General features: G+C 63.2%; 16 protein-coding genes. All 16 read right to left on the bottom strand.

Features of this window, described 5'->3' with window-relative positions; translation table 11 throughout:
- Nucleotides 1-18 precede the first annotated feature (18 nt).
- The 16 genes from LB553_RS01560 to rplF all read right to left on the bottom strand — a co-directional run bounded on the left by LB553_RS01560 (nt 19) and on the right by rplF (nt 13519).
- Nucleotides 19-849, bottom strand: a complete 831-nt coding sequence (locus LB553_RS01560) for a DMT family transporter (protein WP_224510474.1) — start codon at nt 847-849, stop codon at nt 19-21.
- Between the two features lie 88 nt (nt 850-937).
- A complete protein-coding gene (locus LB553_RS01555; protein WP_224509838.1) occupies nt 938-1918 on the bottom strand; it encodes an RluA family pseudouridine synthase in 981 nt (326 codons plus the stop codon).
- Between the two features lie 152 nt (nt 1919-2070).
- Entirely contained in the window at nt 2071-2898 is an 828-nt protein-coding gene (locus LB553_RS01550; RefSeq protein WP_224509836.1) for an aspartyl/asparaginyl beta-hydroxylase domain-containing protein, read from the bottom strand.
- Nucleotides 2899-3066: 168 nt separating this feature from the next.
- Nucleotides 3067-4377, bottom strand: coding sequence for a replication-associated recombination protein A (locus tag LB553_RS01545; protein WP_224509834.1), 1311 nt, complete (start codon nt 4375-4377; stop codon nt 3067-3069).
- A gap of 124 nt (nt 4378-4501) precedes the next feature.
- On the bottom strand, nt 4502-5989 hold the full coding sequence (locus LB553_RS01540) for a DegQ family serine endoprotease (protein WP_224509832.1): 1488 nt from the start codon (nt 5987-5989) through the stop codon (nt 4502-4504).
- Nucleotides 5990-6180: 191 nt separating this feature from the next.
- Entirely contained in the window at nt 6181-6612 is a 432-nt protein-coding gene (gene rplQ, locus LB553_RS01535) for a 50S ribosomal protein L17 (RefSeq protein ID WP_224509828.1), read from the bottom strand.
- Between the two features lie 104 nt (nt 6613-6716).
- Nucleotides 6717-7727, bottom strand: coding sequence for a DNA-directed RNA polymerase subunit alpha (locus LB553_RS01530; RefSeq protein ID WP_040983001.1), 1011 nt, complete (start codon nt 7725-7727; stop codon nt 6717-6719).
- A 98-nt stretch (nt 7728-7825) separates the two neighbouring features.
- Nucleotides 7826-8215: a 30S ribosomal protein S11 gene (gene rpsK, locus LB553_RS01525; RefSeq protein ID WP_006205444.1), complete on the bottom strand. Its 390-nt coding sequence runs from the start codon at nt 8213-8215 to the stop codon at nt 7826-7828.
- 138 nt (nt 8216-8353) lie between these two features.
- The gene (rpsM, locus tag LB553_RS01520; protein ID WP_027170351.1) at nt 8354-8722 is read right to left on the bottom strand and encodes a 30S ribosomal protein S13; all 369 of its coding nucleotides are present in this window, start codon (nt 8720-8722) and stop codon (nt 8354-8356) included.
- Between the two features lie 233 nt (nt 8723-8955).
- On the bottom strand, nt 8956-9546 hold the full coding sequence (locus tag LB553_RS01515; protein ID WP_224509825.1) for an adenylate kinase: 591 nt from the start codon (nt 9544-9546) through the stop codon (nt 8956-8958).
- Entirely contained in the window at nt 9543-10883 is a 1341-nt protein-coding gene (gene secY / locus LB553_RS01510) for a preprotein translocase subunit SecY (protein WP_224509822.1), read from the bottom strand. The genes LB553_RS01515 and secY overlap by 4 nt, the downstream gene beginning before the upstream one ends.
- 256 nt (nt 10884-11139) lie before the next feature.
- Nucleotides 11140-11613, bottom strand: a complete 474-nt coding sequence (gene rplO, locus LB553_RS01505; protein ID WP_224509819.1) for a 50S ribosomal protein L15 — start codon at nt 11611-11613, stop codon at nt 11140-11142.
- A gap of 22 nt (nt 11614-11635) precedes the next feature.
- On the bottom strand, nt 11636-11833 hold the full coding sequence (gene rpmD / locus LB553_RS01500; RefSeq protein ID WP_027170355.1) for a 50S ribosomal protein L30: 198 nt from the start codon (nt 11831-11833) through the stop codon (nt 11636-11638).
- A gap of 25 nt (nt 11834-11858) precedes the next feature.
- Entirely contained in the window at nt 11859-12428 is a 570-nt protein-coding gene (gene rpsE / locus LB553_RS01495; RefSeq protein WP_027046810.1) for a 30S ribosomal protein S5, read from the bottom strand.
- Between the two features lie 77 nt (nt 12429-12505).
- Complete coding sequence (rplR, locus tag LB553_RS01490; protein WP_095765507.1) at nt 12506-12868, bottom strand: 50S ribosomal protein L18; 363 nt, start codon at nt 12866-12868, stop codon at nt 12506-12508.
- Between the two features lie 117 nt (nt 12869-12985).
- Entirely contained in the window at nt 12986-13519 is a 534-nt protein-coding gene (gene rplF, locus LB553_RS01485; RefSeq protein WP_095818135.1) for a 50S ribosomal protein L6, read from the bottom strand.
- Nucleotides 13520-13606 lie beyond the last annotated feature (87 nt).

Genomic DNA, 13606 nt, shown 5'->3' with positions numbered 1-13606 from the left:
GCTGTTCGGCGAGCTGATCTATGCTGTTGGCTGCCTGCGCGCCGGCCGGTTGACGATAATCAGCCCGGCCGCGATCAGGCCGAGCGCCACGATTATCCTGACCGTCGGCGGCTCGCCCAACAGCAGCGCGCCGCACAGGACGCCGAACACCGGCGACAGGAAGGCGAAGCTCGACAGGCTTGCTGCCGGATAGCGCGTGAGCAGCCAGAACCACAACACATAGGTGAAGGCAACGATATAGAAAGACTGGAACAGCAGCGCCAGCGTCGGCAAAGCGGCAACCGCGCGGATCGGCGGACCGGCGAAAGGCATCACCAAGGCACCCACAATGGCAGCGCCGGCCAACTGATAGAGCAGCAGCTTCTCCGCGCGCGTCTCAACCAGCTTCGATCGCTTGATGACGATGCTGGTCGCCGCCCAGAGAATGCCCGAACCGAGACTGAGCAGATCGCCTGTCAGTGTCGCGTCGCTGCCGGCAGCGATGCCGTCGGCGAAAACCGCCGCCAGGCCGCAGAAGGCGAGAACAAGCCCACCGAGTTTGCGCGCGTTGATGCGCTCGCCAAGCAGGAAATGGCCGCCGATCAGCACCCAGAACGGCATTGTGTTGACCAGGAGCGTGTTGCGGGCAACGGTCGTGTATTCGAGCCCGATATAGAGGCAGAGGAACTCGACGCCGAAGAGCACGCCGACGATGATGCCGGCACTAAGCGTCCCGTCCGCTTCGAAGAGCTTGATGCCGCGCAGCCGACACCAGGCGAATACGCAGGCTCCCCCGATGAGCGAACGTGCGATCGAGACGAAGACTGGGTCGTAGCCCGCATAGGAGACCTTGGCGGCAACGTAGTTCAGGCCTCAGGAAAAGGTCAGCCCGACCATGATGGCCGCCGCCGCCATGTCGACCGCATCGCGGCGATCCAATGCGGGGGCGACAGCCAAGTCAGTCTTCCGCGCTCTGGTCGTCGAAGCCGATCAGGTTCCAGCTCTGGCGCATATGTGGCGGCATCGGCGCCGTCACGTCGATGGTACCCTGGTCGGGATGCGGGATGATTATGCGGCGCGCATGCAGGTGCAGGCGGTTCTGAATGCCGCCCGGGAAGTCCCAGTTGGTATCGGCCTCAAAATATTTGGGGTCGCCAATGATCGGGCAACCTATGTAGGCGGCGTGAACGCGAAGCTGGTGAGTGCGGCCGGTATAGGGCTCCATCTCCAGCCAGGTCATCGTCTGCGCCGCCTGCTCGATGACACGGTAGTAGGAGACGGCGTGGTCGGCGCCCTTCTCTCCATGCGCGGCCACGCGCACGCGGTCGCCATCCTCCGTCGGCTCCTTGATCAGCCAGGTCGAGATCTTGTCCTCGCGCTTGGGCGGCACACCCTTGACCAGCGCCCAGTAGGTTTTCTTGGTTTCGCGCGCGCGGAACGCTTCCGAAAGCTTCATCGCGGCAAGACGGGTGCGGGCAACCACCAGCACGCCGGACGTGTCGCGGTCGAGGCGATGGACGAGGCGGGGCTTCTCGCCCTTCTGGTTGCGCCAGGCTTCCAGCATGTCGTCGACATTGCGAGTGACGCCGGAGCCGCCCTGCACGGCGAGGCCGGCGGGCTTGTTGAAGACGAAGACTTTCGGGTCCTCGTGCAGAAGCATCTTGGCGAGCACATCGGCATCGCCTTGATTGCGGATCGAGTGGCCGGTGAGCGGCGCATCGCCCTTCTTGTCGACGTCGAGTGGCGGAACGCGGACAGACTGGCCGGGCTCGACGCGCGTGTCCGCCTTCACCCGGCCACCGTCGACGCGGATCTGCCCCGAACGCAACAGCTTTTGCAGGTGGCCGAAGCCGAGGCCCGGATAATGCACCTTGAACCAGCGGTCGAGCCGCATGCCCGCCTCGCCGGCCTCAACCGTGATCTGTTCAACACCTGCCATGGCTACGCTTTTCCGTTTGAAAGCGGGGCCATAGCACTAAGGCGAGCATGTTGCGAGCCAAAGACCCAACAAAGCCGGATGATTACCCCAATCGCAGCCATCCGAGGTTCGGCCGCACGCCGGCCGAACCACCGATTGAAGAAGCGCGGTGATCAGTTGGCAGCGGCCTTCGGCTTGGACGAACCGATCATCTTCCAGTTCTTGTAGAAGATGGAATTGATGCGCTCCACGCTGACCGAGACGATGGCGAGAAGGCCCGCGATCAGTTTTGGGAACGGAGAAGGCCGGATGATGTCGACGAAGACGCAGTAGCGGCGGCCGTCATATTCGTTGACCGAGCGGTGGAACAGCGTGTCGTCGAAGATGAACAAAGGGTTGTCGTACCAGTAGTTCTTCTTGCTGCCGCACTGGACGAAAATCTCCGCCTGCACCGGAATCAGATTGTAGAGGATGCGCAGGCTGAGCCGGAGCGGACCGAAATGCCAGGATGTGGATTCGCGCTTGCTGAAAACGGATACCGCGATCGTCTTGATGTATTTGTAATCCCTGTTGAATTCGGGAACATTGTCGATCTTGTGCTTGCCGTACCACTGGTAGACATACATGCCGCGCCGGCCGGCGCCGAAATTGGCGTCGATGTCGGCGATGATCTCGTCCTTGCGCTCCTTGAAGACGCCCAGGACCTCGTTGATCTCGCGCTGATAGTCCTCAGGGAACTGCTCTGGTTTCCAGACGCCGGGGTTGCGGTAGCAGAGAAGGTCGACGACCAGATTGAACGGCGACAACAGCCAGGTGAACAGGCCATTGCCGAGGAAATAACGTTCGAACAGGTTCCGGTCCTTCTGGTCGTTGCGCATGACATCGATCAGGCCGCAGACGACCCAGATGGCGGTCAGGACCGGGATGAAATAGAAGGCGAGCGCGAGGACCACGACCGCGATGGCGGCCTTGCGGAGCGTCTTGACGGTTTGCTTTGTCATTGTCATGCGCGCGGGAGCGCGGTCCTGTTGCGTTTGCCAAATCACGGCGACCCCCGCCAGCCGTGCGTCTTGATAGGATTTTTTGTTTCCCGGCACAATGCCGCAGCAGGTGTGGTCCACCATCGCGTTGCTTGGCGACGAAGCGTGCCGACCGCCGGGCCGCGGAACTCAGCTGTTCCGTTCGCTGCGCAGCTTCGCCCAGTATTCCAGCCGCTTGCGGATATCGCGCTCGAAACCGCGTTCCGGCGGATCGTAGAAAGTGTGCCGGCCCATCTTCTCCGGAAAATAGTCCTGGCCTGAAAACGCGTCCGGCTCGTCATGGTCGTAGCGATAGCCGGCGCCGTAATCCTCCTGCTTCATCAGCTTGGTTGGGGCATTGAGGATGTGCTTGGGCGGCAGCAGCGAGCCGAACTCCTTGGCCGCCGCGGTCGCAGCCTTGAAGGCTGTGTAGACTGCGTTCGATTTCGGCGCCGTGGCGAGATAGACGGCGGCCTGGGCGAAGGCGAGTTCGCCCTCGGGCGAGCCAAGATAGTCATAGGCGTCCTTGGCCGCATTGGCGACGACAAGCGCCTGAGGATCGGCGAGCCCGATATCCTCCACCGCCATGCGCACCAGCCGGCGGCCAAGATAGAGCGGATCCTCGCCGGCATCGAACATGCGGGCAAGATAATAGAGCGCCGCATCCGGATCGGAGCCGCGCACCGATTTGTGCAGTGCCGAGATCAGATTGTAATGGCCGTCCTGGCCCTTGTCGTAGATCGGCGCTCGGCGCTGGATGACGCGTTGCAGGCCTTCCGGGCCGAACACCTCGCCCTTCTTTGCGGCGCGCCAGACTTCCTCGGCCAGCGTCAGCGAGGCGCGGCCGTCGCCATCCGCCATGCGGATCAGCATCGCGCGCGCCTCTTCGTCGAGCGGCAGCGCCCTGCCCTCGGTTTCTTCCGCCCGGGCCAGAAGCTTGGCGATGCTTTCCTCGCTCAGCGAACGGAACACCAACACACGCGCTCGCGACAGAAGTGCTGCATTCAGCTCGAAGGACGGGTTCTCCGTGGTGGCGCCGACCAGCACCACGGTGCCGTCTTCCATCACCGGCAAAAAACCGTCCTGCTGGGCGCGGTTGAAGCGATGGATTTCGTCGACGAAGAGCAGCGTCTGGCGGCCGCTGGCGCGCCTGAGCTTCGCCGCCTCGAACACTTTCTTGAGGTCCGCGACGCCGGAAAACACGGCAGAGATCTGCTCGAAGGCAAGGTTGGTCTCACCGGCGAGCAGCCGCGCCACCGTCGTCTTGCCGGTGCCGGGCGGACCCCAGAAGATCATCGAGCCGAGCGAGCCGGAATCGATCAGCCTGGTCAGCGCGCCGTCCGGGCCGGTCAGATGCTCCTGGCCGACGACCTCGCCGAGGTTTTTCGGGCGCAGCCGATCGGCCAGCGGCCGCCCGGGCGGCGCCTTTTCCGGCTCATCGGAACTGAACAGATCGGCCATGCAAGTCTTTTGGTTGAAACGCGATTCCGCCCTTTTTAGAGCATTATCTTGTCCGAACACCGGTTCCGGCTTTTTGCTACGCGGGCCTTCGGTTCGGGATCACGCTCTAAATGGGCAGATCGCCTCAATAACGCAACACCTGGCGCAGTATCTGCCCGCCGCGCTCGACGGTAAAGCGCCACCAGCGCGTGTCCTGCTGGGCAACCTGCGCCAGCGTTGCCGCGGTCTCGATGGTGGTGCCGTTCACCTCGCGCACGATATCGCCCGGCTGGAAGCCGAAATCGGCGGCCGGCGAATCGCGGCTGATATCGATGACGGTGACGCCCTTGAGATCGGTGCGCAGGCCAAGCCGCTGGGCAAGTCTGGGCGAAAGCTCCGCGACTTTGGCGCCGGAAAAGGGGCTGCGGCCACGCAGAGTGACCTCACTGGGCTTGGCGCCTTCCGGCGCGCGCTCCAGCGGGATTTCCAGCGTCGTCTGCTGCCCCTTGCTCAGCACGCCGAACGTCGCCTTGGTGCCGATCGACAGCGTCGCCATGCGGTAGTCGAGCGCCTCGATGCTTTCGACCGGCGTGTTGTTGAGCGACAGGATGACGTCGCCAGGCTTCAGGCCAACCTTGCCGGCAGGCCCGGCTACGTCCACGGACGACACCAGGGCACCGGTCGGCTTCTCCATGCCGAGCGATTCCGCGATCTGCGGGGTCACCATTTCGAATTCTGCGCCGATATAGGGACGCTCGAAGAAGTCCAGCCCGGCCTTGGCGGCGTCGGCGAAGGCGCGCACCATGTTCGAGGGGATGGCGAAGCCAATACCGATCGAGCCGCCGCTGCGGCTGTAGATCGCCGTGTTGATGCCGACCAGCTGACCGCCCATGTTGATCAGCGCGCCGCCCGAATTGCCCGGATTAATGGCCGCATCGGTCTGGATGAAATAGCCCGAATCCGAGACGCCGATATGGCTGCGGGCAAGCGCCGAGACTATACCGCTGGTGGTGGTCTGGCCGACGCCGAACGGATTGCCGATGGCGAGCACCAGGTCGCCGACCTCGAGCGCGTCGGAATCGCCGATGGCAATCACCGGGAACGGCTTGTCGGCCGAGATCTTGAGCACGGCGAGATCGAGCGTTTCGTCCTTGAGCATGACCTTGGAGGTGAATTCGCGTCCGTCGGCGGTCGCGACCTTCACCTCGTCAGCATCTTTGATGACATGGAAGTTGGTGACGATGACGCCGGTCGGATCGACCAGAACGCCGGAGCCCAGCGAGGACTGCGCGCGCGGCTTGGCGCGGCCGAAGAACTCCTCGAAGAAGGGATCGCCCTCGAAAGGCGACGTCACCTTGGCGGTCTGCGAGGCATAGACATTGACGACGGCCGGGGCCGTTTGCTTGACCAGCGGCGCAAAGGAGAGTTGCACCTCCTCACGGCCGAACGGGACGCGCTTGTCAGGTCCGGACGTGCCGTTCTCGCCTTCGACGCCATGCAGCAGGTCGGTCAGCACATCGGAGAGGCCCGGATCGGCCGGCTTGGCGGCATCCTCGGCAAAAGCCTGTCTTGCGGCCGGTGCCGCGGCGAAGATAGCCAGCGCGGCAACAAGAAACACTCGTTTGAGGTGCATTTTCGAATCCCTCCAGATCGGGCGCCATTGTCTCGACGAATGTGCAGAATGAAAGGCTAATGCACACAAATGCGACACTTGTCGCGCAAAAGCTTGAGCCTGGGCGTGAAATTCCGCTCACTCGGCTCAAACCTGCTCCAAATGCAAAAGGGGCCCGTAGGCCCCTCGAAGTCATTGGCGAAACAGCGGCCTCAGGCGGCCGCGGTTTCCTCATTGGCGCCTTCCGCCTCGATACGGGCGCGGTCGGCGGCGCCCTTGGCCGAGGTGTCGCGGTCGACGAATTCGATCACCGCCATCGCGGCGTTGTCGCCCTTGCGGAAGCCCGCCTTCATGATGCGCAGATAACCGCCGTTGCGCTGCGCGTAACGCGGCGCAAGCGTGTCGAACAGGCGCTTCACGACCGACTCGTTGCCGATCTGGGCGATGACCTGACGACGGGCGTGCAGATCGCCGCGCTTGCCGAGCGTGACGAGCTTCTCGACGATCGGACGCAGGTCCTTCGCCTTCGGCAGAGTGGTGACGATCTGCTCGTGCTCGATCAGAGACACGGCGAGGTTGGCGAACATCGACTTGCGGTGGCTTACGCTGCGGGCGAAGCGACGGCCTTTGAAACCATGGCGCATGGCTCTTTTCCTTCTTCAGTTGTTCAAGAGGCCATGGCCTCTGATGGTTTTCCGCATGACCGTCGGATCGAGCGGCTCTCGCCGCCGATCCTTGGAATTCATGCTCAATATTGGTCTTCGTAACGCTTGGCGAGGTCTTCGATGTTTTCCGGCGGCCAGTCCGGCACTTCCATGCCGAGGTGCAGACCCATGGCGGCCAGCACTTCCTTGATCTCGTTCAGCGACTTGCGGCCGAAGTTCGGGGTGCGCAGCATCTCGGCTTCGGTCTTCTGGATCAGATCGCCGATATAGACGATGTTGTCGTTCTTCAGGCAGTTGGCCGAACGCACCGAAAGCTCGAGCTCGTCGACCTTCTTGAGCAGCGCCGGATTGAAGGCGAGTTCGGTGACGGCTTCGGCGGCGACTTCCTTCTGCGGCTCGTCGAAATTGACGAACAGCGCGAGCTGGTCCTGCAGGATGCGGGCGGCGAACGCGACCGCGTCCTCGCCCGAGATCGAGCCGTTGGTCTCGATGGTCATGGTCAGCTTGTCATAGTCGAGAACCTGGCCCTCACGTGTGTTCTCCACCTTGTAGGAGACCTTCTTGACCGGCGAGTAGAGGCTGTCGACCGGGATCAGGCCGATCGGCGCGTCCTCGGCGCGGTTGCGCTCTGCCGGGACATAGCCCTTGCCGGTGTCGACGGTGAACTCCATGCGTATCTCGGCGCCCTCGTCCAGCGTGCAGATGACGTGGTCGGGGTTGAGGATCTCGACGTCGCCCACGGTCTGGATGTCGCCGGCGAGCACGGCGCCCGGGCCCTGCTTGCGCACGACCATGCGCTTGGGACCATCGCCTTCCATGCGGATGGCTATTTCCTTGATGTTGAGCACGATGTCGGTCACGTCCTCGCGCACGCCGGCGATGGACGAGAATTCATGCAGCACGCCGTCGATCTGAACGGCGGTGACAGCCGCGCCGCGCAGCGAAGACAGAAGCACGCGCCGCAGCGCGTTGCCCAGCGTGAGACCAAAGCCGCGCTCGAGCGGCTCGGCCACCAGCGTGGTCAGCGTCTTCTTCTTCGACGAGAACTCGATCTTGTTCGGCTTGATCAGTTCCTGCCAGTTTTTCTGGATCATAAATATCTTCCTTCCTTTGCCCCGCCACCATCCAATCGTGGCGGGCGACACGGAAAACCGCGGAGGAACGCCGTGGCGTTCGCGCGGCGTTTAAAAAATCAGACGCGGCGCTTCTTGCGCGGACGGCAGCCATTGTGCGGGATCGGCGTCACGTCGCGGATCGAGGTGATGGTGAAGCCTGCGGCCTGCAGCGCGCGAAGAGCCGATTCACGGCCGGAGCCGGGTCCGCAGACCTCGACCTCGAGCATGCGCATGCCGTGTTCCTGCGCCTTCTTGGCGACGTCCTCGGCAGCCATCTGGGCAGCGAACGGGGTCGACTTGCGCGAACCCTTGAAGCCCTGCGCACCGGCCGACGACCAGGCAATCGAATTGCCCTGCGCGTCGGTGATGGTGATCATGGTGTTGTTGAAGGTCGAATTGACGTGGGCGACGCCCGACGAGATGTTCTTGCGTTCGCGACGGCGAACACGAGCGGCTTCCTTGGCCATGGTAGTCCTTTCAGTTGATCTCTACACCGCCGTAATGCCAGCGGCTCCACCTTGGGAAGGCAGTAGGGGAGTAAGGCAGTAAGGGAGTAGGGAAAACGCAATCCCTATTGCCTTACTGCCCTACCCTTACTCCCTAAATTACTTCTTCTTGCCGGCGATCGCCTTGGCCGGACCCTTGCGGGTGCGCGCATTGGTGTGCGTGCGCTGGCCACGGACCGGCAGCGAGCGGCGGTGACGCAGGCCGCGGTAGCAGCCGAGGTCCATGAGCCGCTTGATGTTCATCGAGACTTCGCGGCGCAGGTCGCCTTCGACCTGGTAGTCGCGGTCGATCGTCTCGCGGATCTGCAGCACTTCCGCGTCGGTCAGCTGGTTGACGCGGCGGTCCGCCGGGATGCCGACCTTATCGACGATCTCCTGGGCAAATTTCTTGCCGATGCCGTGAATGTACTGAAGCGCAATGACGACGCGCTTGTTGGTCGGAATGTTGACGCCGGCTATACGAGCCATTTTCTTCTCTTTCTCCATGTGGGCCGGGCATGCCCGGCGCTGTCGAAGTTGCCCCGCGTCCGGTGGAGGCCGGCCCTTGCGGGAGTTTCCTGGTTCAAAGCGGATGCCTTGCCCGCAAGGGCAAGCAAAGTCCATGCCTGATAGGAAGACGGGCCGCCATACCCCAACGCCCCCCTCCAGTCAAGCGCAATCGTCAATTGTCGCCAAGCGCAATCGTCAATTGTCTGCGCAGCCTACTTCGCGGCGGCCGCGAGCACCTTGCTGATCTCGGCGGTCACGGCATCGATACTGGCCATGCCGTCGACGGTCTTGAGCTTGCCCTTGGCGTAGTAGTAACCGGTCAGCGGCGCCGTCTTCTTGTAGTATTCGCGCAGGCGTTCCTCGAATACCTCCGGATTGTCGTCCTTGCGCACCGGCTGGCCGGCAGCCTTGGCGTCCTCGGCACGTTTGACGATTCGGCCAACCAGCGCCTTGTCGTCGACGACCAGCTCGATGACGGTGTCGAGCGCAATGCCGCGCTCGGCAAGCATCGCCTCGACCGCGTCCGCCTGGACCAGCGTGCGCGGATAGCCATCGAGGATGAAGCCCTTGGCGCAATCCGGCTGATCGATGCGTTCGGCGACGATGGCGTTGACGATCGCATCCGAGACCAGCTCACCCGCATCCATCACCGCCTTGGCGCGCTTGCCGACCTCGGTTCCCGCCTGGACGGCGGCACGCAGCATGTCGCCCGTCGAGAGCTGCGGGATGCCGTATTCTTCTACCAGTCTTTGTGCTTGCGTCCCCTTGCCCGCTCCTGGCGGCCCAAGCAATATCAGCCTCATCTGCTCCTCTTACCCCCGCGCAACTTCGACTTCTTGATCAGGCCTTCATACTGGTGCGCGATCAGGTGGCCCTGAATCTGCGCCACCGTGTCGAGCGTGACACTGACCACGATCAGAAGCGATGTGCCACCGAGATAGAAAGGTACGCCAGTCGCCGAAATCAGGAACTCCGGCAGCAGACAGACCAGCACCAGGTAAATGGCGCCGACGACGGTGATACGCGTCAGAACATAGTCGATATAGTCGGCCGTGCGCTCACCCGGACGATAGCCCGGGATGAAGCCGGAATGCTTCTTGAGCTGGTCGGCCGTGTCCTTCGGGTTGAAGACGATCGCCGTGTAGAAGAAGGCGAAGAAGACGATCATGCCCGCATAGAAGATCATGTAGAGCGGCTGGCCGTGGCCAAGCGAGGCCAGGATCGTGCTTGCCCAGGCCGGCATGTTGGTCGCCTGCGAGAAGCCCGCGACGGTGGCCGGCAGAAGCAGCAGCGAGGACGCGAAGATCGGCGGGATGACGCCCGAGGTGTTGAGCTTCAGCGGCAAATGCGAGGTATCGCCCTGAAATATCCGGTTGCCGACCTGGCGCTTCGGATACTGGATGAGCAGGCGGCGCTGCGCGCGCTCGAAGAAGACGATGAGCGCAATGACGATAATGGCCAGAACGATGATGGCGAGGATGAGGCCCGTCGACAGCGCGCCGGTGCGGCCGAGCTCCAGCGTGCCGGAGATCGCCCGCGGCAGGCCCGCGACGATGCCGGAGAAGATGATCAGCGAAATGCCGTTGCCGATGCCGCGCGCCGTGATCTGCTCGCCGAGCCACATCAGGAACATGGTGCCGCCGACCAGTGTGACGACGGTCGAGATGCGGAAGAACATGCCGGGATCGTTGACGATGCCGTTGCCGCCTTCGAGGCCGATCGAAATGCCGTAGGCCTGGATCAGCGCCAGAAGCACGGTGCCGTAGCGCGTGTACTGGTTGATGATCTTGCGGCCCTGCTCGCCTTCCTTCTTCAGCGCTTCCAGCGACGGGATGACCGAGGTCATCAGCTGCATGATGATGGAGGCGGAGATGTAGGGCATGATGCCCAGCGCGAAGATCGCCATGCGCTGCACGGCGCCGCCTGCAAACATGTTGAACATGCCGAGCACGCCCTTGCTCTGCGAGGAGAAGGCCTGGGCGAAAGCGTCGGGGTTGATGCCGGGAAGCGGGATATAGGTGCCGAGGCGGTAGACGAGCAGCGCGCCGATGGTGAACCAGATGCGCTTCTTGAGATCCTCGGCCTTGGCGAAGGCCGCGAAATTCAGATTGGAGGCTAGTTGTTCAGCAGCCGAAGCCATGCCTGATTCTCCGCTAGAGCATGACGCCGAAAAATATGGAGCGGTTTTCGGACGATATCATGCTCTACTTCATTGATTTCTGTGTCACGCTCTATGCCCGCAGCTCAGGCGCGCGTGTCACCGAAGCTCACGAGATAAGCTCCGGACCTTAAACATGCAAGCGGCCGCGTTGACGCGGCCGCCCAATTCATCTGGTCAAAGCGCGGTTCGACGGAAAATGCGAAATCATCCCGGTCGGCCGCGCTTCAAATCGCCGTTACTCGGCGGCGGCCGCTTCCGGCAGCTTCACCGAACCGCCGGCCTTCTCGATCTTCTCGATCGCGGCCTTGGAGGCGCCGGCCACGTCGAAGGAGAGCTTGGCCTTGAGCTCGCCGTCGGACAGCACGCGCACGCCGTCCTTGGCGCGGCGGATGACGCCGGCGGCAACCAGGGCCTCGGCCGTCACGGCCGCCTTGGCGTCGAGCTTCTTGGCGTCGATCGCCGCCTGGATCTTGGCCAGCGACACAATCGCGAAGCTCTTGCCGAACAGGTTGTTGAAGCCGCGCTTCGGCAGGCGCCGGTAGAGCGGCATCTGGCCACCCTCGAAGCCGTTGATGGCAACGCCCGAACGGGCCTTCTGGCCCTTGACGCCGCGACCGGCGGTCTTGCCCGAGCCGGAGCCGATGCCGCGACCGAGGCGCTTCTTGGAGTGCGTGGCGCCGTCCTTGTCACGCAGATCGTTGAGTTTCATCATTCTTCTCCTGCGCTTCCGTTCAGGCCTCGTCCACGACGCGGACGAGGTGCTGGACGGCGGCGATCATGCCGCGCACGGAAGGGGTGTCTTCCAGGGTGCGCCGCTTGTGCATCTTGTTCAGGCCGAGGCCGACCAGCGTCGCGCGCTGCTCCTTCGGCCGGCGGATCGGGGAGCCGATCTGCTCGACGGTTATGGTCTTGGTAGCTTTCTTGGCCATGGTCGAAATCCCTGGTCAGCGTCGACTATTCTTCAGCCGCAACGGCGGTGCCGCGGCGGGCCTGAAGGGTCGAGTACTTGATGCCACGCGCGGCAGCCACATCCTTCGGATGCATCTGGCTCTTCAGCGCGTCGAAGGTGGCGCGAACCATGTTGTAGGGGTTCGACGAACCCATCGACTTGGCAACCACGTCATGCATGCCGAGCGTCTCGAAGACGGCGCGCATCGGGCCGCCGGCGATGATGCCGGTACCCTGCTTGGCGGCGCGCAGCAGAACGCGTCCGGCGCCCCAACGGCCCTCGACGTCGTGATGCAGCGTGCGGCCCGAACGCAGCGGCACGAAGATCATGTCGCGCTTGGCCGATTCGGTCGCCTTGCGGATGGCTTCCGGCACTTCGCGCGCCTTGCCGTGGCCGAAGCCGACGCGGCCCTTCTGGTCGCCGACGACGACGAGAGCGGCAAAGCCGAAACGACGGCCACCCTTCACCACCTTGGCGACGCGGTTGATGTGGACGAGCTTGTCCACCATGCCGTCGTCACGCTCTTCGCGTTCACGCTCTCGGCCGCGGCCGCCTTCTCTACGTTCCTGTGCCATATCCTAGTCCTTGTTCTTTTCCGGAAGCACGGGTTGCTAATTACTGACGCCGCCTTGGGGTCGTCAGCGGCGAAAAATCAGAAGCTGAGGCCGCCTTCGCGAGCTGCCTCGGCCAGCGCCTTGACGCGGCCGTGATAGATATACGGGCCGCGGTCGAAGACGACTTCCTTGACGCCCGCCTTGGCGGCGCGCTCGGCGATCAGCTTGCCGACCGCGGCCGCGGCAGCGGTGTCTGCGCCGGTCTTGAGCGAACCCTTGAGGTCCTTCTCGAGCGTCGAGGCGGCGGCCAGCGTGTGGCCGTTGGCGTCGTCGATCACCTGAACGTAGATGTTCTTCGATGTACGGTGCACCGAAAGCCGCGGACGCTCGCCGGCGACCTTCTTCAGCTGGCGGCGCACGCGCTGCGCGCGGCGCTGGATGGTTTCTTTGGGGCTTGCCATGATGTCAGTTCCTTGCCTTCAGAAAACGGGGGCAACCCTGTGCGGTAGGCCAAGCCTCCCGCGGCCGCTCCCCGCGGCGTTACACTTCTCCGGCTTGGCCTTTCGGGGCCAGGCCGATTACTTCTTCTTGCCTTCCTTGCGCACGATGCGCTCGTCGGCATAGCGCACGCCCTTGCCCTTGTAGGGCTCGGGACCGCGATATTCGCGAATCTCGGCGGCGACCTGGCCGACCTGCTGCTTGTCGATGCCCGAGACCGTGATTTCGGTCGGCTTCGGCACCGTGATGGTGATGCCCTGGGGCGTCTCATAGACCACGTCGTGGCTGAAGCCGAGGGCCAGTTGCAGGTTCTTGCCCTGCAGCGCCGCACGATAGCCGACGCCGGTGATCTCGAGCTTCTTCTCGAAGCCGTCCTTCACGCCCTGCAGGATGTTAACGATCTGCGTGCGCGACATGCCCCACTTGGAGCGGGCGTTCTTGGTCTGGTCGCGCGGCTCGACGGAGATCTCGTTGTTCTCCATCTTCACCAGCACTTCGTCGTTCACCACGAACTTCAGCTCGCCCTTGGGACCCTTCGCCGTCACGGTCTGGCCGTTGACGGAGGCGGTCACGCCCTGCGGCAGCGAAACGGGTTTCTTTCCGATACGAGACATTTTGTTGTCCTCGTCACTTCTTTGGTTTCAGGTTCCAGTTCCCGGGCGCGATCCCGAGAACCGAAGCCCATTCATCAATCTCGCGCC

It is taken from the genome of Mesorhizobium sp. CA8 (assembly GCF_020164955.1).
Classification (GTDB): domain Bacteria; phylum Pseudomonadota; class Alphaproteobacteria; order Rhizobiales; family Rhizobiaceae; genus Mesorhizobium.
The sequence above is the reverse complement of the archived record's forward strand: the minus strand, read 5'-3'. Positions and strand labels throughout refer to the sequence as shown.

Coding starts and splice junctions, on each gene's coding strand:
- LB553_RS01555 (WP_224509838.1), bottom strand. CDS start 1,918: ATGGCAGGTGTTGAACAGATCACGGTTGAGGCCGGCGAGGCGGGCATG.
- LB553_RS01550 (WP_224509836.1), bottom strand. CDS start 2,898: ATGACAAAGCAAACCGTCAAGACGCTCCGCAAGGCCGCCATCGCGGTC.
- LB553_RS01545 (WP_224509834.1), bottom strand. CDS start 4,377: ATGGCCGATCTGTTCAGTTCCGATGAGCCGGAAAAGGCGCCGCCCGGG.
- LB553_RS01540 (WP_224509832.1), bottom strand. CDS start 5,989: ATGCACCTCAAACGAGTGTTTCTTGTTGCCGCGCTGGCTATCTTCGCC.
- rplQ (WP_224509828.1), bottom strand. CDS start 6,612: ATGCGCCATGGTTTCAAAGGCCGTCGCTTCGCCCGCAGCGTAAGCCAC.
- LB553_RS01530 (WP_040983001.1), bottom strand. CDS start 7,727: ATGATCCAGAAAAACTGGCAGGAACTGATCAAGCCGAACAAGATCGAG.
- rpsK (WP_006205444.1), bottom strand. CDS start 8,215: ATGGCCAAGGAAGCCGCTCGTGTTCGCCGTCGCGAACGCAAGAACATC.
- rpsM (WP_027170351.1), bottom strand. CDS start 8,722: ATGGCTCGTATAGCCGGCGTCAACATTCCGACCAACAAGCGCGTCGTC.
- LB553_RS01515 (WP_224509825.1), bottom strand. CDS start 9,546: ATGAGGCTGATATTGCTTGGGCCGCCAGGAGCGGGCAAGGGGACGCAA.
- secY (WP_224509822.1), bottom strand. CDS start 10,883: ATGGCTTCGGCTGCTGAACAACTAGCCTCCAATCTGAATTTCGCGGCC.
- rplO (WP_224509819.1), bottom strand. CDS start 11,613: ATGAAACTCAACGATCTGCGTGACAAGGACGGCGCCACGCACTCCAAG.
- rpmD (WP_027170355.1), bottom strand. CDS start 11,833: ATGGCCAAGAAAGCTACCAAGACCATAACCGTCGAGCAGATCGGCTCC.
- rpsE (WP_027046810.1), bottom strand. CDS start 12,428: ATGGCACAGGAACGTAGAGAAGGCGGCCGCGGCCGAGAGCGTGAACGC.
- rplR (WP_095765507.1), bottom strand. CDS start 12,868: ATGGCAAGCCCCAAAGAAACCATCCAGCGCCGCGCGCAGCGCGTGCGC.
- rplF (WP_095818135.1), bottom strand. CDS start 13,519: ATGTCTCGTATCGGAAAGAAACCCGTTTCGCTGCCGCAGGGCGTGACC.